This window comes from Mycobacterium sp. 1465703.0 (genome assembly GCF_001672975.1).
Lineage (GTDB): Bacteria > Actinomycetota > Actinomycetes > Mycobacteriales > Mycobacteriaceae > Mycobacterium.
The window spans coordinates 1-22,038 of the sequence record NZ_LZKU01000070.1; the positions used below are offsets into that span (position 1 = coordinate 1).

Here is a 22,038-nt window from a genome sequence, read left to right on the forward strand (position 1 = left end):
CGCGGGCCAGGAACTCGGCGCCGGCATCGACCTGATGGATCAGGCGTGGTGGTTCCCCGCCATCGCGCCACTGCCCGGCAAGGCGCCCGCGGTGATGCTGGCCGAGCGGTCGCTCCCAGGCTGCCTGATCGTGGACCAGAACGGGCGCCGGTTCGCCAACGAAGCGACCGATTACATGTCCTTCGGGCAGTGGCGCGATGGCGGGGAACCACCACGCCTGATCCATCAGGTCGATGCCGGCGCCGAGTTCCTGGCCCGCGCGGATGCCGTCGCCGGTGTTGGCCGCAGCGCCTAGGCTGAGATCGGCGCCCAACGACTCCGATTGAAACTTCCACCGCATATCCATGCTGTGGTCGAAACCGCCAGTGGCCAGCACCACGCCGCGCCGTGCGGTGATCGTCACCTCGCGACCGCCATGTTCGACGACGGCGCCGGTCACGCGCTCACCGTCGCAGGCGAGCCGAACGAGCGGGGTATCGGTCCACACCGGGATCCCGGCACGCAGCACCCCGGTGAACAGCCCGGCCGCCAAGCCCTGACCGCCCGCCGCGTAGCGCCTGCCCAGCATGCGACCTGCCACGCCCTGCGCCAATCGCTTGCCGTAGATGGGCATCCCCTTGCGCGGCATCCGGGCGACCAGATTCATCCAGCGGTAGTCAGCGCCCGTCGTCGGCATCGGGACATTGACCTCCATAAGGCCGGGCTCCAACCGGGTGCGGTACTCGCCGAGCAGCGAGGTGTCGAACGGCCGGCATTCGCAGGTGCGGCCGGCCGCACTGCCGCCCGGCTCCTCCGGGTGGTAGTCGGAATAGTCGCGTGCCCAGAACAGCTGCAGCGGCGTCGTGCGGCGCAGCATGTCGACCGTCGCCGACACGTGCGCGACAAAGCCCGAAGACCGCTGTGCGGGCGCCGATCCGGCGACCACCGCGTCCAGGTAGGCGCCGGCCCGTTCAGCGGTGTCGCCGGCGTCAGCCTCGGCCAGCACGGGGCTGGCCGGCAGCCACAGCGCGCCGCCGGACCGCGCAGTCGAGCCGCCCACGTACGACGATTTCTCCACGATCAACGCTGACAACCCGGCTTCGTGGGCGGCCAAGGCGGCGGCCATGCCGGTACCGGAGCCCACGACGAGCAGATCAACGGCGGTGTCGGCCACGGAAAGCCCGGCAGGGATCGTCGTGCTGCGCGTCGTCACGTCCGAAACGCTAGGCCGCGCCGGCTCGACACCGGAAGACCCGTCCTGATGAGTGGAACAATACGGCCCACGGGCCGGTCCGGAGGAGTTGAATTGTGCCCATGACGTCGCAGACTGAGGCCGACGAGGTTCGGCTGATAGAAGCGCAGGCCGCGCCGACGCGGTTCGCCCGCGGCTGGCACTGCCTGGGACTGATCCGGGACTTTGCCGACGGCAAACCCCACGCGATCAACGCGTTCGGACAGAAGCTCGTCGTCTTCCGCAGCGGTGACGGCAACATCAACGTGCTGGACAGCTACTGCCGGCACATGGGCGGGGACCTGTCCCAAGGCGAGGTGAAGGGCGACGAGATCGCGTGCCCCTTCCACGACTGGCGCTGGGGCGGTGACGGCCGCTGCAAGCAAGTGCCCTACAGCCGTCGCACCCCCAAACTGGCCCGCACCCAAGCCTGGACGACGCTGCAGCAGGACGGCTTGCTGTTCGTCTGGAACGACCCGGAGCGCAAACCGCCGCCCTCGGAGGTGACCATCCCGCGGATCGAGGGCGCCACCAGCGACCAGTGGACCGACTGGCATTGGTACACCACCGTGGTGGCAAGCAACTGCCGCGAAATCATCGACAACGTCGTCGATATGGCCCACTTCTTCTACATTCACGGCTCGTTGCCCACCTACTTCAAAAATATCTTCGAGGGGCACGTGGCCACCCAGTACATGAACGGCGGAAGCCGCCCGGACATGGGTGGCACCGGATCGGAAATGCTGGGGACGACGTCGGTGGCGTCCTACTACGGCCCCTCGTTCATGATCGACGACCTGACGTATCACTACGAGCATGGCGACGCCAACACGATTCTGATCAATTGCCACTACCCGATCGATGCGAATTCCTTTGTGCTGCAATACGGCATCATCGTGAAGAAGTCCGACGTGATGCCCGACGATCAGGCGATGGAGACCGCGATCACGCTCGGCGACTATGTCAAGCTCGGTTTCGAGCAGGACGTCGAGATCTGGCGGCATAAGGCGCGCATCGACAACCCCCTCCTGGTCGAGGAAGACGGTCCGGTTTACCAACTGCGCCGGTGGTATCAGCAGTTCTACGTCGACGTCGCCGACGTGCAGCCGGATATGGTGGACCGCTTCGAGTTCGAGCTCGACACCACCCGCCCCTACGAGGCGTGGATGAAAGAGGTCGAGGCGAACCTGGCGGCTCAGGCGGCGGGTTCGGTGTGACATCCGTTCGCGCCGACAATCGCCTCGAGGACATGCCGATGATCCCCGTGGTGTGCCGAAGCTGCGGGGCTCGGGTACTGGCGCGCAAGAGCAGTTGGAACCAGACCAGCGTGCAATGGAACTCCGACGCAACGGCTCGATGCGCGGAACGTGCCGAGGAGCAGCAGATTTCGGCGCCCGGCAGCCGCGGCGTGTTTCTGGCGTGCTCGGCGCTGACCGAGTCGATAGTCGACGCGGTGCGGCACGGCGCCCTGGCGATCGTCGACGACGCCGTTCAGATCCCGACTTGACGAAAGTGTCAGGCGCACAGCGGCACTGCTCAGTTACCGCACGATTGTCTATCGCCCTCGCGAAAAGAATCAGTGCCCGCTTGACGTGGCGTTCATCGCAGAGAGCCTGCAATCGTTCAACATCCACGTGGCTGTTCCCTGGCGCTAGGCATGTGCGCCGCCGTCGATACGGATCTCGGCTCAGGTGACGATGACCCGCCGATCGGCGAAACGCTCCATCTGCGCAGACTTTTCGGTCATGTCAGTTGGAAGGCGCTGATCGGGGCTTCCTCGGGATAGGTGGACGGGCCGCCCAGGTCATAGGCGGCGTTCAGCGCGCTGATGAACGCCGGATCGTGCAGCGGTTCGCTGGGGATGTCGAGGTTGATGCCCTTGCCCTTGAGGTCGTCGATCATGATGTCGATGGCCTTGTCGACGGTCAGGTCTTCGGAGCCGTCCATGTTCTTTTTCAGCTCATCGTAGTCGGAGAAGACCTCGGCCGACCAGTGCACCAGAAATCGAAGTTCGTCGGTGTGGTGACGGGCGATCACATCCTCGCCGTTTTTCAGCAGCCAATGCTCGCGGCTCGCAGGGTCTCCGGCGAACACGGTGTCGAACGCCAGGCCAGACGGAATCTGTTGATCCAGTGGTCCATTCGCCTCTCCGCGGTGCACCATCATCTCGTTTTGCACCACCACGCCGCGATTGTTGATCGGGGGCAGGATGCGTTGCGGCGCCTTGAGCGGCCCCTGAGGCCAGTAGGTGAAGCCGCTGCCGGCGTCGAGGGAGAACCAGGTGATGACCTGCGCCATTTTGATCAGATAGTCGCGGAACAGCCCGGATTTCCCCATCACGCTGGTCAGCCACGTCGGGGCATTCTCGTGACGCACGCCGCGGAAACTCGGTGAATCAAGGTGTCCCGGATCGCGATTGGCGCACGGTCCGTTGATGTTGAACAGCATCAATTGTGGCTTGGCGTATTCGGCGTTCCAGTAGCTCTTGGCCAGCTGCAGAAAATGCTCGTTATAGAAGCAGTCGTGCAGTTGCGGGTAGAGCACCGCACCGTAGTTGGCGAGGTAGCCGCGAAAGGTCGGGGTCAGAAACAAATCCAGCGACGGGGTGAACCCGTCGGGGAACATGCCGCTCATCGTCGCCATCAATTCGTCGGCGGACGCGAAGTGTTGGGCGATGATCAGCTTCCACGGACCCTGGGTGCGCACGACGTCGAGAAGCCGCTCTCGCTGGTCGGCGGTGTAGACGTTGTCGATTTCGCGGGGCGGGGCGGCCGGCCGCAGCACGTCGGAAAGCTCCATCCGGCGCTCTTCGGTGAGCATCAACGGTCTCCTTTGCAGTCCAAGGTTGGTTGATTGTGCGCAGCATCACCGCGATACGGTCGACCGCTGTCCGGTGATCGGGACGTCAAACCGAAGCGGGTGCGCGAACTTGGCGCGCAGCAGCGCCCCGACCTCCGCAATGGCCAACCGACCCCGCGCAGTGGCATCGGAGCGCATCAGAAAACCGTGGTACATCCCGGGATAACGGGTGACCGTGGTCTGCACGTCGGCGTCGCGTAGCCGGTCGGCGTAGCGCTCACCCCAATCGCGGATCGGGTCGCAACCCCCGGTGACCACGATCGCCGGCGGTAACCCCGACAGATCGGCCGCATACGCCGGGACCTGATACGGGTCGGTGGGCGGTCCGGCGTTGCCATCAACCAGCGCGTGCATGTAGTCGATGTCGTCGCGGGCGAGCAGCGGTGCGTCGGGCATCGTAGCGATCGAGGCAACGGACATGTCGCGGTCCAATCCGGGATACAGCAGCACTTGCGCGCAGATCGCCGGTCCGTGACGATCGCGGGCGGCCAGTGCCACTGCTGCCGCCAGCGAGCCGCCCGCGCTGTCGCCGACGACCGCGAGTCGGTCACTGTCGACGCCCAATTCACCGGCGTTGCGTGACACCCATTCGGTGGCCGCGTAGGCATCGTCGAACTGCGCGGGCGGCGCTGCCTGCGGGGCGAGCCGGTAGTCGACCGCCACGACGGTGGCTGCCGCCGCGGCGGCGAGCTCACGCGCCAACGGTTCGAACGAATGGTTGGAGCCCATCACCAGTCCGCCACCGTGTAGATAGACCAGCACCGGCGTGCCGGTATCTGTTGTCGGACAATAAATCCTTACCTGCAGATCGCTGGCGGCGCCGGGGATGAGAGTCTCGGTGACACTGGCCATCTCGGGCATGTTCTGCGGCGGTGGTGCGGATTCGAGCCCAGCGCGCACCGCGGCCAGGCCCCGTTGTCGCATCGGAGCGATCTCGCCGAAGGAGGCGACCCGGGCAGCCGCGTCGGGATCCATTGCGTACGAGGTCATGTCGTCGTCACGTCACTGCGGCGCGGATTCGAACCGCGTCTCGGTCCGTAGTTGTGGGGGGTGTTGCGCGGCAAGCATATTCGCGCGCTCGGCCATCGCCGCGCCGACGCTGTCCGGATGGGTGTGCAGGTAGAAGCGGCCCTCGGCGGACTGCGCGAAGATCCGCTCGGCGGCTTCCAGCGGATCCATGGACGCGGCCTTGATGCCGAGCATGGTGGAGCGGTGGGTGTCGGCGGCGGTCGCGTCGCTCGCTGCGCCCGGGTCGACGCCGCCCGCCGACTCGAAGATGTTGGAGCGCACTGGCCCGGGCAGCACGGCCTGGACGTGGACGTGATGGCCGTGGCCCGTGGCCTGCACTTCGAGGTGTAGACACTCGGTCAGCGACAGCACCGCATGCTTGCTCACGATGTAGGGCGCCTGCAACGGGATCGCCACCACCGCACCCACCGATGCGATGTTCCACACCCAGGCCTGCTCATCGGTGGCCATCATCTTGGGCAGAAAGGCCCGAACGCCGTGGAAGACGCCGCTGACATTGATGTCCATCACACGTCGCCAGTTGGCCACCGGTGTGTCCCACAGGTAGCCGAACTGTTCGACGCCCGCGTTGTTCACCAGCAGGCCCACCGACCCGACATCGCGGTAGGCACGGTCGGCCAGGTCCTGCACGGCATCAGGGTCGCGTACGTCGCACACAACGTCGTGTGCCACGCCACCGGCTGCGGACAACTCGTCGCGCAGCGCCGTCACGGCCCGCTCGTTGACGTCGGCCAGCACTACCGTCATGCCCAACCGGCTGGCGTACCGGGCCAGCCCGGCGCCGATGCCGGACCCGGCGCCGGTGATGACCGCGACTTTGCCACCAAAGATTTCCCGAGCGTCCATGGCTATGAGCCGGCGCCGCTTTCGGCGTGCAGCTCCGAGAGCAGAACTGAGTTGGTGGCGTCGAGGATCACGTCCATCTCGGTGAACTCCAGGCCATTGGCGCCGCGCTTGACGCCGACGTTGACCATCCCGCTCGACACCGCGAACGGTACGAAGTTGGCGATCTGGTTGACGAAGATGTAGAAGCGCGCGCGGGTGACCCCGCCGTCAGAACCGTCAGAGCCGTCAGCGCCGGTGCGGTGCACGTTGGTGGCGTGGTGCCGCAACGGGTAGGGGCTTTGCTTGCGGTGTTCGGATAGCCATTCCATCACCGCATCGCGACCGTGCAGCTCCGGTGACATCAGCTCTTCGAAAGGGCTTGCGCCGGAATCGCTTCGGGTCAGGTAGCGGACATCCTCGGCGTAGCTGTTCCTCAACTCGTCGTAGTGGGCCTCGTCGTAGTGGTACCAGAATGACGCGATGAATTCCTGCAATTCCGGCAGCGTGATGTCAGTGCTCATAGGCGCAAGTCAACTCCGGCTGCGGTGCGGTGAGGCCGCGGTTGCCCGATCAGTGGAACACGGTCTGGGATTCAGCCGGTGATCAGGCTCCACAGCCCTCCGGCGCTCGCATAGAGCGCCGCATCGGTGACCCGCTCGTCCCAATACCGCACCGAGCCGAACTCGGAGCGCCACGCGAGCGCGGCGCGGGTGAACTCCTGCAGCCGGTGCTCACGGGTGGTGCCGATGGCGCCGTGCACCTGGTGGGCGTTGCGCACCACCACTGAGGTCGCGTGACCGGTGCACGAACGCGCCACGGCCACAAGGAATTCCAAGTCGGGTGCCGACCATTCGCTGGTGACGGCGGCGTGCAGTGCGGCCTCGGTCGCCGCTCGAGCGAGTGCGGCATCGGCAGCGATGTCGGAGATCAGATTCTGGACGGCCTGGAACTTGGACAGGGGACGGCCGAACTGGACCCGTACAGTCGCGTGGTCAACGCACAGGTGCAGGATCCGATCCAATGCGGCGACGACTTGGATGGATCGGACCAGGGCGGCTTTCAGTCGCAACTGGGTGAGCAGTGCTGCTGTCACCGGAACACCTTGCAATGTTGCCGGGTCGGCGGCCACGGTGTCGCGTGGCTCGCCGATCAGGTTGCTACCCGGAGTAATCGTCAGCTGCTCGACGGCGACGTCGGCGACCTGGTGCCTGCCCTCGGCGCGCCACACGACGACGATCCGGTCGGCCGAGGTGGCCCAGGGCACGTCAGTGGCGGTTCCATGTTTGTCCAGCACACATATGGTCCGGACCGCGTCGTCCGCGGGCATTCCGATGGTCGCCAGCAGCCAGCACGCCAACAGGTCGTGTTCGGCCAGCGGGATCCGAACCCCATGGCTGACGGCGACAGCCAGGAGTTCGGCCGCTTCGTACCAACTCGCCCCGCTGCCGCCGTGCTGTTCCGCACCGGTCAGCCGGGCCAGACCAAGTTCGTCGAGATGTCGCCAGAGCACGGGATCCCGCTCGACCGTCGCTGCGGGCGGGTGCTTTTCGCGGTAATCGGAAAATACTGCTCGCATCATGTCGACGAGCGCGGCGTCAGCGGATGGTCCGGTGCTCATCGCATGCCCAGCCCGCGGGCGATCACGCCACGCAGGACCTCGTTGGTGCCGCCGCGCAGCGTAAAGCCGGGTCGCTGATCGACGGCCGCACTCACCAGGCCCGAGAAGGCCGAGTCCGGCGAGTCCTGCAGGTCGGCGAATTCCGCGATGTCACCCTCGGTCGTGGTGCCCAGCACCTTGACGACCGCGGCTGGTAGATCCGCGGGTTCGTGCCGTTCGAGCGCACCTGCCACCGCGGTGGACATCTGATGTAAGCCGGCGATGCGCGCCACTAAACGCCCCAGATCGGGATCGCGGGGAATGGCGTTCGATGCCATGCGGTCCGCGCAGGCCGCCAACAGCACGAACGTGGACAGGAACCGCTCGGGCCCGCTGCGTTCGAAGGCGAGCTCGGAGGTCACCTGCTGCCAGCCGTTGCCGATTTCACCGAACACCATCGCGTCGGGGACGAACGCCGAATCCAGGATCACCTCGTTGAAGTGGTGGTCGCCGTTCATCGACACGATCGGGCGGATCTCGATGCCGGGCTTCCGCAGGTCGACGATGAACTGGCTCAGTCCGGCGTGCCGGTTCGCCGGGTCAGGCGGGTCGGTGCGCGCGAGTGCGATGAACGCGTGAGCGAGGTGGGCACCAGACGTCCACACTTTGGTGCCGGTCAGCGACCAGCCGCCGTCGACGCGGGTGGCGCGGGTGCGCACGCTGGCCAGATCGGAGCCCGAGTCAGGCTCGCTCATCCCGATGCCGAAGAAGCATTCTCCGCGCACGATGCGGGGCAGAAACTCTTGTTTCTGTTCTTCAGTGCCGTATTTGAGCAGCGACGGCACGATCTGGCGATCGGCGATCCAGTGCGCGGCGACCGGTGCGCCCGCGGCCAACAGTTCCTCGGTCACGACGAATCGTTCCAGGAAAGAGCTGGCGTGCCCGCCGTATTCGGATGGCACCGTCATGCCCAGCCACCCACGGGATGCGAGGGCGGCGGTGAAATTTTCGTCCCAGCCCGTCAGCCAGGCATCGACTGAAGGGGTGAACGCCCCCGCGGCCAATTGGTCGGCAAGAAAATCGCGCACCTCGTTACGCAACTCCTCGGTCGAAGCGGCGTCGACACTGGCGGGCGGCACCAAACGGGGGAGTGCCATCAGCGCGTCGTCCACTGCTCGATGCACCGCTGAGGCAGGTTGATCGTCCTGGCCTGCGCTGGCCCGAGGGTGGCGCTATCGAGAGGTGAGCTCATGCGGGCAACTGTAGTGAGCAGAAGTCGGTTCGGGGTCAACTGACGGCGTGCTGATCGAGACTGAAACGCTCCCGCAGCAGACGTTTGAGCAATTTTCCGCTGGGGTTTTTGGGCAGCGCGTCCACGAAGAAGACGCGTTTGGGCGTCTTGAATCCGGCCAAGTGCGCCCGGCAGTGAGAGAACAGGTCTTCCTCGGTGAGAGTGGTGCCATCGCGCGGGACGACGGCGGCCACCACCGCCTCCACCCACACCGGGTGGGGCAAACCGAACACCGCAACTTCTTGAACACCGTTGTGCCGGTAAATGATTTCCTCGACCTCGCGGCTGGCCACGTTTTCGCCACCGGTTTTGATCATGTCCTTCTTGCGGTCGACGACGTGCAGCAGTCCATGTTCGTCGTAGTAGCCCAGGTCGCCGGAGTGGAACCAGCCGCTTTTGAAAGCCGCCGCGGTGCGTTCCGGGTCGTCGAGGTAGCCCGATGTCAAATGTGGGCTGCGGTGGGCGATCTCGCCGACCACACCGGCGGCGACCGGGTTGTCGTCGTCGTCGAGGATGGTGGTTTCCACGTTGACCACCGGCCTTCCGGCCGAACCGCCGTGCGCGTCTTGCTCGTCCGGTCCCAAGGCCGAGGCCAGCGGGGCCATCTCGGTCTGGCCGTAGAAGTTCCACAGCCGGAGGTTGGGCAGCCGCTCGCGGATCTCGTGAAGGATTTCCGCCGGCATGGCCGAGGCGCCGTAATAGCCCTTACGCAGGCTGGACAGGTCCACTTCGTCAAACACCGGTGAGCGCAGCAGCGAGATCCACACCGTGGGGGGAGCGAAATAGTTGGTGACGCGGTAGTGCTCGATAGTGCGCAGTACCGTTTCGGGCTCAGGCCGCGGCAGGATGATGCTGGTCGCGCCCAGGTAGATATCAGTGGCCAGGAAATTGTCCAACTGCGCGCAGTGGTACAGCGGCAGCGAATGGATCTCGACATCGTCGTGCGCCATCTCGCCGGCGATGATGGTGCTGACGTACTGCCACATCAGGCTGCGGCTGGTATGGATCGCGGCCTTGGGACGGGATTCGGTTCCGCTGGTGTACATGAGCCGGATGGGTTGGTCATCGTCGATGTGCGGGCTCGGGACCGGTGTATCGGTGGCCAGCCACTGGCCGAAATCCGCCCATCCGGATACGCCCTCGTGTCCCTTTGGTAGCAGCGCGACTCGGGCCCTGACCACTCCGCCGCGCCGGATCGCCTGTTCGGCGGTCGGCGTCAGATCTGCTTCGACGACCAAGCCGCCGACCTGACTGTGATCGAGGATGTAGGCGATCTCCTCGGCGGTCAGCATGAAGTTGATCGGGACCAAGACGACTCCTGCGCGCGCCGTTGCGAATGCCAGCACTGCGTACTGCCAGCAGTTGCGTGACAAGAGTCCTAATCGGCCGCCGGGTCCAAAACCGCTGTCGTGCAACGCTGCCGCGGTCTGGTCTACCAGACTGTCGAATTCGGCAAATGTCAGCTCGACAGCGCCGTCGATGATCGCGATCTTGTCCGGGTGCCGGCGCGCCGATCGCCGGGGAATATCGCCGAGTCCATGGCGACGTGCCCGTTCGATCATGACGTCGAGGTCATCGGACTGCATGCCGGTCACGGTAAGCGCCGATGCCCGTATGCGGATCGTCCGCCTCCCGCTGAGTAGACAGGGCGCTGCTCATGGCCGCGGATCGCCCCGATACTCGTCGGCATGAGCTTTGGCGTCCCTTTCACGACTGAAAGCGCCGGACGGACGGGTCCGGATTCCGAAGACGTCGACGAACTGCGGGCCAACCTGCGTCAGGCCGACCCCGGGGTGCTCGTCGCCGTTCTGGCGCAACTGACCGGGGATCCGACCGTCGCCGCGCGGTTCGCACCGAAAATTACCCATGTGCCCGACCCGCCGGAGCAGGCCGGCGTCACCGATCCGGAGACGGCTGCGCAGCTCGTCGAGGAGATCGTTGGCGCACTGCGGGAGCCGCGCCGCGCAGACGCCGTGCCCGCAGACGACATCGACCTCTTCGCCCGGATCGCGCCCATCGCACTCGGGGGAGAGATCGCCCCCGAGTATCTCGGACTGCTGTTGGAACAGGGCGGATTCCAGCCCTCACAACCGGTATTGCCGCGCACCGCAAAACTTCCCGCCGACTTTCGGGTGGTCATCATCGGCGCCGGCATTGCCGGCATCACCGCCGCGCTCGCGTGCGCGGACGCCGGTATCGATTATCAGATCATCGAGCGCAACGACGAGGTCGGCGGCACCTGGTACACCACCACCTATCCGGGTATCGGTGTGGACACGCCGTCGGCATACTACTCGCTGTCGCGCGACATCAACGGCGACTGGTCTAGCTACTACCCGCAAGGTGCCGAGTATCAGGCCTACCTGGTTTCAGTGGCTGACAAGAACGACCTCCGCACGCACACCCGGTTCAGTACGACGGTCGAAGCGTTGTGGTGGCATGAGCAGCGCCGGCAGTGGCAGATCCACTCGGTCGGCCCAGATGGAACCCGCGACGTCAGTTATGCGAATGTGGTGATCCCCGCCGCCGGGTATCTCAACAGGCCGCGTTGGCCGGATCTTCCTGGCCGCGAGACCTTCTCGGGAACTTCCATCCATTCCGCACAGTGGGATCGGAAGCTGGATCTCACCGGTAAAAGGGTCGCGATAATCGGAGCCGGCTGCACCGCGGTCCAGATCGTCGACGCCTGCGTGGACCAGGTCGCGCACATGACGGTGTTTCAACGCCAGCCGCACTGGGTCGCGCCGCGACGGCGGGCGTCCGACGATGTTCCGGCCTACCGGCGGTGGCTGGGCACCCGGTTGCCCTACTACGCCAATTGGGTTCGGCTCAAGTCCTATTGGGGGACGTCAGACAACAACTATCCGGTAATCCTGCATGACGAGGATTGGGCGGCCGAGCATCTCTCGATTTCGCCGGCCAACGACGTGTTGCTGCAGCTGTGCCTCGATTACATCGATCGGGTGTTCGGCGCGGGCAGCCAGCTCGCCCGTAAGGTCACGCCCGACTTCGCTCCTTACGGTAAGCGGATCATCCGTGATCCCGGCGGCTACTATGCGGCGCTTGCCCGCGAGCATGTGGACGTCGAGGCCAGTGAGCCGGCGCGGGTCAATGAGGCCGGAATCGTGACGGAAGACGGCAGGCAGATCGACCTCGACATCATTGTCTACGCGACCGGTTATTACCTGGATTTCCTTTCCACTGTGGATATTCGGGGCCGCGACGGCAGGAAATTGACCGACGAATGGGGCGACGCCCCTCGCGCCTACCGCGGCGGGATGGTGCCGGGATTCCCGAACCTGTTCATTTCGTCGGCCCCCAACTACAGTCCGGGCCACGGCGCTGGGCACAACTTCGGTGTCGAAGTGATGGTGCACTACGTGATGGAATGTCTGCAGTTGATGGCGCTGCGCGAGGCCGCCAGCCTGGAGGTGACGCAGCGCGCCTACGAGGACTACGTCGCCCGCATCGATGCGACCATGGCCGGCACAGTATGGCGCCATACGCCGTCGGCCCACACCTACTATCGCTCGGGTGGCCGGATCGTGATCGCCTTCCCGTACCGCCTGGTCGACTTTTGGCACGACCATCGCGCGCCGGTCGAAGAGGATCTCAAGCTTCGATGAGCGCCGGGTTGCTCTGCGGCAAAACGGCTTTGGTTACCGGTAGCAGCCGCGGTATCGGACGTGCCATCGCCCAGCGACTGGCGGCCGAGGGCGCCACGGTGGCGGTCACGGCACGTTCGCACACGCCGTCTTTGTCGAGGCGGGCCGGAACGACCACCGCTTTGCCCGGTACCATTGGCGAAACGGTCGAGCTGATCGAGTCCGCCGGTGGTTCGGCGTTTGGCATTGCGGTCGACCTGGAGGATGCGCAACAGCGCGGCGGTTTGGTCGAAGCGGTCCTGGAGCGCACGGGACGCATCGACATCCTGGTCAACAATGCCGGTTTCGCCGACTACTCCTTGGTCGAGGACATGAGTTTGGAAACTTTCGACCGCACCGTGGAGCACTACCTGCGCGTTCCGTTCGTGCTGACGAAATCGGCTGTGCCGCACATGCGTAACCAAGGGGCGGGCTGGATTGTCAACATCGGTTCGGTCACGGGCGTGGCACCGGTCCGGCCGTACCGGGAATACAACAAGACATCCGGCGACGTGATCTATGCGTCCTTGAAAGCCGCCCTGCACCGGTTCACCCAGGGCGTGGCCGCCGAATTGCTGGGCGCAAACATCGCGGTGAATTGTGTTGGCCCGTCGACGGCGGTCCGCACACCTGGTGCGGCGCAACTTATCCCGGACTCGTTTCCGACCGAGCCGGTGGAGTATCTAGCCGAGACCGTGCTGGCGATGTGCCATCTGCCCGCCGGGGAGCGTACCGGGTTGGTCGCGTTCAGCCTGCATTATCCGTGGTCGCAGCAACTACCGGTGCATAGCCTGGATGGCACGAAGGTGTTGCCCCGGTTAAAGCCGCCACCGACTGCCAATCCGAATATCGCTCCGGCGGGGATCTGACACGACTCTTGCGCGCGTGTCGTTGATCAGCCTGCTCGGCCCCCGTGGCCAAAGCTGTCGCCATCCGGGGCATGCTCGTGCGCAGCATCAACCAGATCAACGGTCCCGCAAAGGGAATCCGCGAGCGGAACGTCGCCTGCCAGACGATGAGCGATCCGCCGGCTCGCTCGTTGATGTGCACATCGGCGCGATGATGGGTCACCGGGATACCGGAGACGATGCGGTACGCGTGGTGGTGCGGGCCGTCGTCAATCAGGATCTTCTCGCGCATTGTCAAGCCGCTGATGACGATTCGGCAGATGGCTCCCTCGCGGGTGCCGCCGCGAGTTCCCGCCTCCTCCCAAACGGCGCTACGCACTCCGGGTAACCAATCCGGCCACCGCAGCACGTCGATGAGAAGGTCATAGACGATCTCAGGCGACGCGGCACACGATCGCTCGAATCGAATTGAGTAGTGCATCATCTAACCTATCCATCGAACCGGAGAACGGCCGCGTCGCTCTGGCAAAAGCTGTGGCAGACGCGATCGCGCACGATGACGTCGGGACATTCGGGGTCGAACCAACGATCCACCACCGCCCAGTGGATGGGATGCATCAGGTAGGGCCCCATCAACCCGTCCGCGTCGGTGAAGAGTTGTTCGAACACGTGGGTCCACGCCGAGACACCGGTCGCCTCCTCGACCCTGCTCAGCTGCCAGTCGGTGATGGTGCGCACGTACCGGGGCATTAGCTGCAGGTCGGCCTCGAAACGGGCGATGGTGGCCTCGTCGGTGCCCGGCAGCGCTCGTAACAACAGTGCTCGGTACACGGCTCCAGGCTTGTCGCTGGTGTGCTCGGGCGTTCCGGAATAGGCCGCGCCGTTTACCTGGCTGACCGCGGGTTGGCTCAAAATCTCCGCAAAGCGTACTGCCGCACGATCCCAGTGATCCTTGGAGGCGAAGCGCAACCGCACGAGAATATCGCCCCCGTTGCGCGAGCCGGGCAGCGTCGGCTCCACAACCCATGGCAGCGGCGCCGCCGCGTTGGCGGCGCTGCGCAACTCGTCGAGGATCCGGTCGCGACCAGGCTCGGCGACGTCGATCAGGCGCGTGACGTTATACATCGCACAGCCCGTCTACATCATCGGCGGCCGCGGCGAAGGACCTGGACCGCTCGGCCACCAATTCGCCGATCCTCGACCACCATTCGCCCAGCGCTGGGTCCGATCGACCCTTCCACGTCATCTCCCACCACGCCTGCGCACTGGGCAGTGTCCAGGTCGCCGTGATGACGTTGTTGTCGTCGTCGAACCAGATCGGTGGGCTCACCAGGATGGTGCGCAAGGTCATGCCCCGTTCGCGCGCCCCGGGGGCGTATTCGGCGAGGTAGGTGTCGACAAATCGCCGGGCGCATCCGGGCCGCGTCACCACTCGGTCGATCACGAAGATTTCGCCGTCGGCCATGAGCCGACCGTATGGCATCTGCGCGGCGAGGTGTGGCCGGCTCCCGACCATCGGGAACCTCCGTTGACCGGCGTCGCACGCGGGTCAACGGTAGTCGGATGAGCACCGCAGCGTTGGATCCCTTCGCCCCCGCTGTCCTCGGGCCGGTGACATTGCGTAACAGGGTGATCAAGGCCGCTACGTCGGAAGGCCGATCGCCGAACGGCCTGGTGACCGATGACCTGATCGAGTTCCATCGCGCCTTCGCCCGGGGCGGCGTCGGCATGACGACCGTCGCGTACTGCTGCGTGGCGCCAGAGGGAGCCAGCGCGCCCGGACAGATCGTGATGAGTGAGGCGGCCCTTCCCGGCCTTCAGAAGCTGACCGACGCAGTCCACCACGACGGTGCGGCAATCTCGGCCCAACTGGGCCACGCGGGTGTGGTGGCGCACAAGAAGTTGACCGGGGTCACCCCCATGGCGCCGAGCAGGTTCATCAACCCGGCTTCGATGGGTTACTGCCGCGAGATCAGCCGCGCCGAGATCGCGCGGGTAGTCGACCAATTCGGCTCGGCCGCCCGGACGGCCGCCGACGCGGGGTTCGATGCCGTGGAACTGCATTTCGGCCACCTCTACCTGCCGAGCTCGTTTTTAAGTCCGTTGATCAACCGGCGCAGGGATGAATACGGCGGCGACATCGACAACCGGTCGCGGTTCTGCCGCGAAATCGCCCGGCGCGTGCGCGATGAGATCGGTGACCGCATCGCGGTGACCGCCAAGCTTGATATGGACGACGGTGTACCCGGCAGCATCTGGGTCGATGAAGCGTTGCGCACCGCCACGCTGCTCGATGCCGACGCTGTGTTGGATGCCATCGAATTAACCCAGGGCTCTTCGGTTTTCAAGCCGATGTATCTGTTTCGCGGTGACGTCCCGGTCAAGGAGTTCGCCCAGGTCATGCCGCAGCCCATGCGCACCGGGATCCGCTTCATCGGAAAGTGGGCGATGGGTGACTACCCCTATCGAGATCTCTACATGCTGGAAAATGCCCGCCAATTCGTCCCGGTCATGCGTAATACCAAGCTGATCCTGTTGGGCGGAATCACCAATCGCGAGCACGTCGAGACGGGCATGCGCGAGGGCTTCGATTTCGTGGCGATGGGGCGGGCGCTGCTGCGCGAACCGGACCTGGTCTCCAGGATGATCGCCGATCCGGCCACCCGCAGCCGCTGCACCCACAACAACAAGTGCATGGTGACCGTGTTCGGGCGGACCCATTGCGTGCTCGATCCCGGACAGCGCTACGGGGCGGTAGAACCGTTGCGCGCCAACGACCTACCGCTGCAACATCTCGGCTAGGACGGTGGTGGCCTCTTTGCGGGCCCGGTGTGCGATGTCGAGCATCGGCATCGTCATGAACCCGTGGATCCCGCCCGGGTAGTGCAGCTGGTTGGTGGGCACGCCGGCGGCTGTCAGCGCTGTGCCGTAAGCCAATCCCTCGTCGCGCAGTGGATCGTGGCCGGCCACCACCAGGACGGTGGGCGGGAGCCCGGTTAGGTCGGCGTTCAGCGGGGCGGCGTAGGGGTGCGCGCGGTCGTCGCGCGATGGTACGTAGCAATCCCAGTACCACTGCAGCGCCGGTTTCGGGTTGTAGTAGCCCCGGCCGAACAGGCGGTAGGACTCGGTATCGAAGTCGGCCGCAATCACCGGGTAGAGCAGCAGCTGACCCGCCAGCGCCGGTCCGCCGTGGTCGCGAGCCATGATCGCGCTCACCGCGGCCAGGTTGCCCCCGGCGCTATCACCGCCCACCACCAGACGCTGCGGGTCGGCGCCGAGCATGGCGGCGTTATGGTGGGCCCAGCATGTCGCGGCGTACACGTCCTCGGCGGCCGCCGGCCAGGGGCTCTCCGGAGCCAACCGGTAGTCGACCGAAACAACAACGGCTGGAACGAGATTAGCGATGTTACGGCATAGCCCGTCGTGGCTGTCCAGATCGCAGAACACGAAACCGCCGCCGTGCGCGTACACGACGATGGGGAGCGGCCCGAGCGCCTCGGGCCGGTATACGCGTACCCGGATCGGCCCGCCCGGACCGTCGACCCAGCGATCGGCCGCCACGGCGACGGGTTCGGGCTGGGGCGGTGGTACCAACCTGGACCGGATGAGCGCTCGGGCCTCGGCGCCGCTCATCTCCTGAACCGGTGGGAACCCGCCATCCAGTTGCTCGATGATCGGGGCGATCTGCGGGTCCAGGCTCACGCGTACTGCAGGGCGGGGTCCTGCGCCCCGGTTGGGTGCGATGGCCGCGTCGGGAGCAATGGCCGCAGTGGCTGCAAGATCGGGGCAACTCGTTGCGGGCCGTCTTCGACGTTGCGCCAAATGCCCATTGCGGTCATCCGTACTGGAGCGGCGAGTCGCTGATCGAAGGTCATCCGATTGATCGGGCCGCACACCGACACCGCGGCTATGACTTCCTGGCCCTCCCCGGGCCCACCGATTGGCGCTGCCACACAACCGAATCCGAGTAGCGATTCCTCGCGCTCGAAGGCGACGCCGTGCGCGAGGACCCGGGACAACTCGACGGTGAGCTGCCCGCGGGTGGCAATCGAGTACTTGGTCTTGCGAACCTGCAAGTCCACCGCGGCGTCGTCGTCGCGGTAGGCCAACATCGCCTTCCCGACGGCGGTGCAGTGTGCGGGCTGCCGGCCGCCGACCCGGGTGGGTATCGGCGCCAGCGGCGAGTCGCCGACCTTGTCGAGATAAACCACGTCGGGTCCGTCCAGAACCGCAAGATGCACGACAAGTCCTGTGGCGCGGTGCAATTCGCCCAGTAACGGTCTGGCGGCCCGCACCAGGCGGTCCTGGTGCACAGCGAGCGAGCCGAGCTCGACCAGGCGCATGCCCAGCTCGTAGTCACGGCCGCTGCGGCGCAGCCAGCGCAGTTGCACCAGTCGCTCGAGCATCCGGTGTGCCGAGGAGCGCGGCAGGCCGGTACGACGGACGATCTGGGCCAGCGTCAGCCGCCCGGGCCCGTCGAACGCGTCCAGGACCAGCGAGATGCGGTCAATAACCGCGGTGGGAGTTTCGACGGTCGCGGTCAAGGGTCCTCCTGGCTGTCATATTCCTATTAGGAATATCTGTTTCTACCACACCGCTGTGGCCGCTGTCACACGACACGCGTGAACAGCCGGGGATGTCCGGAGCGGAAGAAAGCTCAGCCCTTGGCTGCAGAGCGCCCGGCGCGGCGGCCATAAAAGCTGCCGTCACCCAGCGAGACGCCGCTGGCATAACCCCAAGCGGCCAGGCCGGCGGTGCACCGGCCGGCGGCGAAGAGCCCCGGAATCGGTGCGCCGCTGACGTGCAGTACCTCGGCGTCCAGCGTGGTGGCCAGGCCGCCCAGGGTGAAGCCGCCGGTGCTTTCCCGCAGGTCGACCGCGCCGACTGGGGAGCCGATCGGCTTGATCCACTCCGGCTTCTTGTGTAACAGCGGATCCTCGCCGCGCGCGGCGCCCTCGTTGTAGGCGGCCACGGTCGCCTGCAGCGATCCGGGAGGCAACCCCATGTCGCGTTCCAGATCGGCCACGGTGTCGGCCACCCAGGTCGCCGGGCGCAGCATGAGCTTTGGCGACCACGAGGCCGTCGCCTCCTCATGCGCATCGCCGTCGATGATCAGATAGGCGACGTTGTCCTGCTGGTAAAGGGTGAGCTGCCCGATCCGGCCCGGGTAGGTGTCCTCGGCGACGTAGCGCTGACCGCGGCCGTTGACCAGGATGCCGCGCACCAGTTGCTGGGGATCGACGAAGATGGCGACCTCGGTGGCGTCCATGTGCGCCAGGTCGGCGCCCAGCGCCTGCGCCATCCGGATCGCCTGCCCGTCGTGCTGCTCGATCGAGGCAGCCGGGCGTCCGGCGATCCGCGGCGCGTAACGCTGAACCATCGCGTCGTTGTAGGCGAAGCTGCCCGTCGCGAGCACCACCCCGGTGCGGGCCCGAATCGCCATTTCGGTGCCGTACCGACGGGCGCAGATGCCGACCGCCCTGCCGTCGGAGTCCACGATCAGGCGCTGCACCCGCACGTCGTACAACGCGCGTGCGCCTGCCGCCGTGGCGGTTTCGACGAGGGGCTTCATCAGCATGTAGCCGGCGCTGGCTTCGCCCTGCTTCTTGTTCTGCATCTGCGGCACGTGCCCGCGCGGCGCGGGCGAGGCGATGGTGTTGAAGGGGAACGAGTTTTCCCCGCCGCTGTACATCAGCCCCTGATCGCCCATCGGCTCCCAGCCGGGCTCGGAGAAGAACTCCGCCTTGAACGGCACGCCGCACCCGACCAGCCACTCGAAGTGGGCAACGCTACCGGCGCAGTAATCGGCGATCCGCTCCTCGTCGGCACCGGGCCCCATCGCCACGTTGAGGAACGCCGCCATGTTGTCGACGGAATCGTGGAAACCGCAAGCCTTTTGGAGGGGCGTGCCGCCGCCGAGATAGATGAAACCACCGGCCATCGACGCCGCCCCGCCCCACGAGCCGGTGCGCTCGAGCACCAGGACGTCGGCCCCGGAGCGGGCCGCTTCCACGGCCGCCGCCGCGCCGGCGACACCGTAGCCGGCGATCACCACATCGGCCTCGTCGTCCCACGAGGCTATCGAGGACGCAGCGACCGGCGTCACGTCCGAGTCGGGTATCACAGCCGCATCGCCGCGGGCATTTCGCCGACCCACTGGTGACCCCAGTAGCTGTCGGCGGTGATTTCCTCTGCGGTGTAATAGGTTTCGTCCACCCGCATCCCGTCAGTGCCGAATTCGATGTCCCAGTCGCCGGGCGCGCGGACGTAGAACGAGACCATCTTGTCATTGGTGTGCCGGCCGAGGGTGGAGGAGAGCTGAAAGCCTTCGGCGTTGACCCGGTCCAGCGCCTGCCCCACGGCGTCCAGGGTGTCGACTTCGACCATGATGTGGACCAGGCGCGGGTCGCGCTGGTGTGCGGCCGGCACGATCGCCAGGCTGTGGTGTCGTTCATTGATGCCGAGGAACCGAACCCGTACCGGGCCAAACTCTTTCGGTAGCGGGACCCGGAACGCGCCGCGGGCCCGGAATCCGAGTACTTCGGTGTAGAAGTCGAACAGTCCGTTGGGGTCGGTGGCCGGCACCACCACATGGCCCATGCCCTGGTCGCCGGTGACGAATTTGGCGCCGAACGGCGTGACGACCGGACTGTGGTCGAGCACCGCGCCGTGAAACACCTCGAGCGTGGTGCCGGCCGGGTCCTCGAAGGTGATCACTTCCTCGACGCGGCGGGCCTCGGCCTCGTCGGGGGACAGCTGTTTGTACGCCACGCCGGCTCCGTCGAGGGTGGCCTGCACCCGCTGCAATGCGGGGTGGTCGCGCACTTCCCATCCCACGGTGAGCACCCGGTTGGTTTCACCGGGCACCACGATGAGGCGGGCCGCCCGTTCGTCCATCCGTAGATACAACGCCGACGGGTCCGGGCCCTTGCCTTCGGCGAAACCCAGCACACCGAAGGCGAACTGCCGCCAACGATCGATGGCGTTGGTCGAAATGGTGATGTAGCCAAGACTTTTCAGGTCGCTCACTTATGGTCTCCTGCTTAGATTGGTCTCCTGCTCAGATCAAGGCCCGCAGCGGACCCTCGGGCGGGTCGATGCCGATCGAACTCAGCGCCGCCGCGTGATAGGTGGTGCCCGGGACATGGATGGCATGCATCTGCCCGACGTGCACGTCACGCCAATACCGTTGCAGCGGCTTGTCCATCCGCGCCGCATTGCCGCCCGAGCGGGCGAAGATCTCGTCGACGGCCGACACCGCGCGCCACACCGCGCGAACCTGGGTGCGGCGGCCGGCGGCACGGTCGGCGAACGACACCTCTTTGCCGGCCGCGACCATGTCGTAGATGCGGTCGGCGTTGGCCAGCAGCTCCTGGCGCGCGGCGTTGATGTCGGCGGCCGCCTCACCGATCGCGTGCATGACGTAGGGGTCGTCCTTGATCGCGGTCCCGGTGGCACCGACGCGCTCGCGCTGATAGTCCAGATGCGCGGCGAGCGCTCCCTCGGCGATGCCGATGGTCGCCGCGGAGATGCCCAGCGGGAACATCGTCGACCACGGCATCAGGTACAGCGGCTCGGTCATGCCGGCCTCGCGCTGGGCGGTGCCGTCCATCACCTTGGTCGCGTCCATGGTCCGGTAGCTCGGCACGAACGCGTCTTTGACGATGACGTCCTTGGATCCGGTCCCGCGCAGCCCCACCACATTCCACGAGTCGTCTACGATCTCGTAGTCCTTGCGCGGCAGGATCATGTGCAGCATCTGCGGCGGCATCAACGGGATGCCCTTCTCGTCGCCGAGCATGGCGCCCAGGATGATCCAGTCGCAGTGGTCGGTGCCCGAACTGAACTGCCAGCGGCCGTTGAACAGGTAACCGCCGTCGACGGGTTTGGCCACGCCCTGCGGCGCGTACGGCGATGCCATCCAGGTGTCGACGTCGTCGGCCCAGATTTCGGCGGCGACCTTCGGATCCGCGTAGGCCAGCTGGTAGGGGTGCACACCGACCACGCCGACGATCCAGCCGGCCGCCGGATCTAGCGCCGCTGTGGCCATCGTCGTCTCGGCGAACTCGCGGGGGTGCACCTCGAAGCCCTGGTACTGCTTGGTCTGCAGCAGCCGGATCAGGCCGGCGCCCTTCATCAGCTTGACGGTGTCATCGGTGAGCCGCCCGATGCGTTCGGCTTCCGCGGCTTGATCGCGCAACTGGTCGGCCATGGCCACCACCCGGTCGAGTACCCGGTCGCTCATATCGTTGTCCTTACGTGTGTGGGCTTAGTAATGGTCTACCGCAGTCCCGCGCCGTCCCAAAGGAAATCCCGATGAGCGGACATCACGGCGTCAAAATTCGACGTGAACGTCGACGCCGGCCGTCCCCGCCTGACAGGCGAGTATCAGGCCATCCTCGACATCTGCGGCGTCCAGGACGTCGCAGGGAGCCATGTCGACCCGGCCGGCAACCACGGTCGCCACGCACGAACCGCAGCGGCCCTCGCGGCATGAGTGCGGTACCGCGATTCCCGCGTCGAGCAGCGTCTCGACCAATGTCTGTTCGGGCGGCCAGCGCAGCCGATGCCGCTGACCGTCCAGTTCGACTTCGACATGGGTGACTTCTGGCATCAGCCGATGGTCGGCGATAACAGCCGGCCGGCGGCCGGGCACGCCCGGTGGTCGGGAAAGGTCGCCCTGAGCGTCCGGTGACCGGGAGGGGGGAGCGGTCCGCGAAGCCGAAGGCCCTACG

General features: G+C 66.0%; 21 protein-coding genes and 2 pseudogenes. 6 read left to right on the plus strand and 17 right to left on the minus strand.

The genetic code is table 11. The annotated features are described in order from the left end of the window. Window positions 1-34: 34 nt before the first annotated feature. Window positions 35-295, plus strand: coding sequence for an FAD-binding protein (locus tag A5625_RS29995; RefSeq protein ID WP_232003472.1), 261 nt, complete (start codon window positions 35-37; stop codon window positions 293-295). On the opposite strand, the pseudogene A5625_RS06285 reads toward A5625_RS29995, so the two are convergent. Further along, window positions 185-1,192 (minus strand): annotated as a pseudogene (locus A5625_RS06285) (FAD-binding protein); the annotation flags it as partial. The gene A5625_RS29995 and the pseudogene A5625_RS06285 sit on opposite strands and share 111 nt — an antisense overlap. Before the next feature lie 101 nt (window positions 1,193-1,293). On the opposite strand from A5625_RS06285, the gene A5625_RS06290 reads away from it, so the two are divergent. Next, the gene (locus tag A5625_RS06290; protein ID WP_066990316.1) at window positions 1,294-2,427 is read left to right on the plus strand and encodes a Rieske 2Fe-2S domain-containing protein; all 1,134 of its coding nucleotides are present in this window, start codon (window positions 1,294-1,296) and stop codon (window positions 2,425-2,427) included. Between the two features lie 32 nt (window positions 2,428-2,459). Further along, window positions 2,460-2,717, plus strand: coding sequence for a ferredoxin (locus A5625_RS06295; RefSeq protein ID WP_066990384.1), 258 nt, complete (start codon window positions 2,460-2,462; stop codon window positions 2,715-2,717). A gap of 236 nt (window positions 2,718-2,953) precedes the next feature. Here the strand turns inward: A5625_RS06295 and A5625_RS06300 are convergent, their stop codons facing one another. The 7 genes from A5625_RS06300 to A5625_RS06330 all read right to left on the minus strand — a co-directional run bounded on the left by A5625_RS06300 (window position 2,954) and on the right by A5625_RS06330 (window position 10,406). After that, complete coding sequence (locus tag A5625_RS06300; protein WP_066990319.1) at window positions 2,954-4,030, minus strand: hypothetical protein; 1,077 nt, start codon at window positions 4,028-4,030, stop codon at window positions 2,954-2,956. Between the two features lie 45 nt (window positions 4,031-4,075). Then, entirely contained in the window at window positions 4,076-5,059 is a 984-nt protein-coding gene (locus tag A5625_RS06305) for an alpha/beta hydrolase (RefSeq protein WP_066990322.1), read from the minus strand. 12 nt (window positions 5,060-5,071) lie between these two features. Then, window positions 5,072-5,944: an SDR family oxidoreductase gene (locus A5625_RS06310; protein WP_066990325.1), complete on the minus strand. Its 873-nt coding sequence runs from the start codon at window positions 5,942-5,944 to the stop codon at window positions 5,072-5,074. A 2-nt stretch (window positions 5,945-5,946) separates the two neighbouring features. Continuing rightward, window positions 5,947-6,444: a nuclear transport factor 2 family protein gene (locus tag A5625_RS06315; RefSeq protein WP_066990328.1), complete on the minus strand. Its 498-nt coding sequence runs from the start codon at window positions 6,442-6,444 to the stop codon at window positions 5,947-5,949. Between the two features lie 71 nt (window positions 6,445-6,515). Beyond that, window positions 6,516-7,541: an acyl-CoA dehydrogenase family protein gene (locus A5625_RS06320; RefSeq protein WP_066990331.1), complete on the minus strand. Its 1,026-nt coding sequence runs from the start codon at window positions 7,539-7,541 to the stop codon at window positions 6,516-6,518. Beyond that, window positions 7,538-8,677, minus strand: coding sequence for an acyl-CoA dehydrogenase family protein (locus tag A5625_RS06325; RefSeq protein WP_066990387.1), 1,140 nt, complete (start codon window positions 8,675-8,677; stop codon window positions 7,538-7,540). The genes A5625_RS06320 and A5625_RS06325 overlap by 4 nt, the downstream gene beginning before the upstream one ends. 130 nt (window positions 8,678-8,807) lie before the next feature. Beyond that, window positions 8,808-10,406, minus strand: a complete 1,599-nt coding sequence (locus A5625_RS06330) for an acyl-CoA synthetase (RefSeq protein ID WP_082984300.1) — start codon at window positions 10,404-10,406, stop codon at window positions 8,808-8,810. A gap of 93 nt (window positions 10,407-10,499) precedes the next feature. On the opposite strand from A5625_RS06330, the gene A5625_RS06335 reads away from it, so the two are divergent. Beyond that, a complete protein-coding gene (locus tag A5625_RS06335; RefSeq protein ID WP_066990334.1) occupies window positions 10,500-12,437 on the plus strand; it encodes an NAD(P)/FAD-dependent oxidoreductase in 1,938 nt (645 codons plus the stop codon). After that, window positions 12,434-13,324: an SDR family oxidoreductase gene (locus A5625_RS06340; protein ID WP_066990337.1), complete on the plus strand. Its 891-nt coding sequence runs from the start codon at window positions 12,434-12,436 to the stop codon at window positions 13,322-13,324. Before A5625_RS06335 ends, A5625_RS06340 begins: the two co-directional genes overlap by 4 nt. Window positions 13,325-13,391: 67 nt before the next feature. On the opposite strand, the pseudogene A5625_RS30730 reads toward A5625_RS06340, so the two are convergent. The 3 genes and pseudogenes from A5625_RS30730 to A5625_RS06350 form a co-directional block, all read right to left on the minus strand. Beyond that, a pseudogene (locus A5625_RS30730) lies at window positions 13,392-13,787 on the minus strand (SRPBCC family protein); the annotation flags it as partial. 5 nt (window positions 13,788-13,792) lie between these two features. After that, window positions 13,793-14,428, minus strand: a complete 636-nt coding sequence (locus A5625_RS06345) for a Dabb family protein (RefSeq protein ID WP_066990341.1) — start codon at window positions 14,426-14,428, stop codon at window positions 13,793-13,795. Then, entirely contained in the window at window positions 14,421-14,768 is a 348-nt protein-coding gene (locus A5625_RS06350) for a hypothetical protein (protein ID WP_066990393.1), read from the minus strand. Before A5625_RS06350 ends, A5625_RS06345 begins: the two co-directional genes overlap by 8 nt. A 98-nt stretch (window positions 14,769-14,866) precedes the next feature. Between A5625_RS06350 and A5625_RS06355 the strand changes: the two genes are divergently transcribed. After that, the gene (locus tag A5625_RS06355; protein ID WP_066990344.1) at window positions 14,867-16,105 is read left to right on the plus strand and encodes an NADH:flavin oxidoreductase; all 1,239 of its coding nucleotides are present in this window, start codon (window positions 14,867-14,869) and stop codon (window positions 16,103-16,105) included. On the opposite strand, the gene A5625_RS06360 is transcribed toward A5625_RS06355, so the two are convergent. The 6 genes from A5625_RS06360 to A5625_RS06385 all read right to left on the minus strand — a co-directional run bounded on the left by A5625_RS06360 (window position 16,082) and on the right by A5625_RS06385 (window position 21,917). Beyond that, on the minus strand, window positions 16,082-17,005 hold the full coding sequence (locus A5625_RS06360; protein WP_066990348.1) for an alpha/beta hydrolase: 924 nt from the start codon (window positions 17,003-17,005) through the stop codon (window positions 16,082-16,084). The genes A5625_RS06355 and A5625_RS06360 overlap by 24 nt on opposite strands. Further along, window positions 17,002-17,847, minus strand: coding sequence for an IclR family transcriptional regulator (locus A5625_RS06365; RefSeq protein WP_066990351.1), 846 nt, complete (start codon window positions 17,845-17,847; stop codon window positions 17,002-17,004). The genes A5625_RS06360 and A5625_RS06365 overlap by 4 nt, the downstream gene beginning before the upstream one ends. 113 nt (window positions 17,848-17,960) lie before the next feature. Beyond that, the gene (locus tag A5625_RS06370; RefSeq protein WP_066990396.1) at window positions 17,961-19,427 is read right to left on the minus strand and encodes an FAD-dependent oxidoreductase; all 1,467 of its coding nucleotides are present in this window, start codon (window positions 19,425-19,427) and stop codon (window positions 17,961-17,963) included. Further along, on the minus strand, window positions 19,424-20,332 hold the full coding sequence (gene bphC, locus A5625_RS06375; protein WP_066990354.1) for a biphenyl-2,3-diol 1,2-dioxygenase: 909 nt from the start codon (window positions 20,330-20,332) through the stop codon (window positions 19,424-19,426). The genes A5625_RS06370 and bphC overlap by 4 nt, the downstream gene beginning before the upstream one ends. Before the next feature lie 31 nt (window positions 20,333-20,363). Next, window positions 20,364-21,548: an acyl-CoA dehydrogenase family protein gene (locus A5625_RS06380; protein ID WP_066990359.1), complete on the minus strand. Its 1,185-nt coding sequence runs from the start codon at window positions 21,546-21,548 to the stop codon at window positions 20,364-20,366. A 90-nt stretch (window positions 21,549-21,638) separates the two neighbouring features. Then, on the minus strand, window positions 21,639-21,917 hold the full coding sequence (locus A5625_RS06385) for a 2Fe-2S iron-sulfur cluster binding domain-containing protein (RefSeq protein ID WP_066990399.1): 279 nt from the start codon (window positions 21,915-21,917) through the stop codon (window positions 21,639-21,641). Window positions 21,918-22,038: the final 121 nt, after the last annotated feature.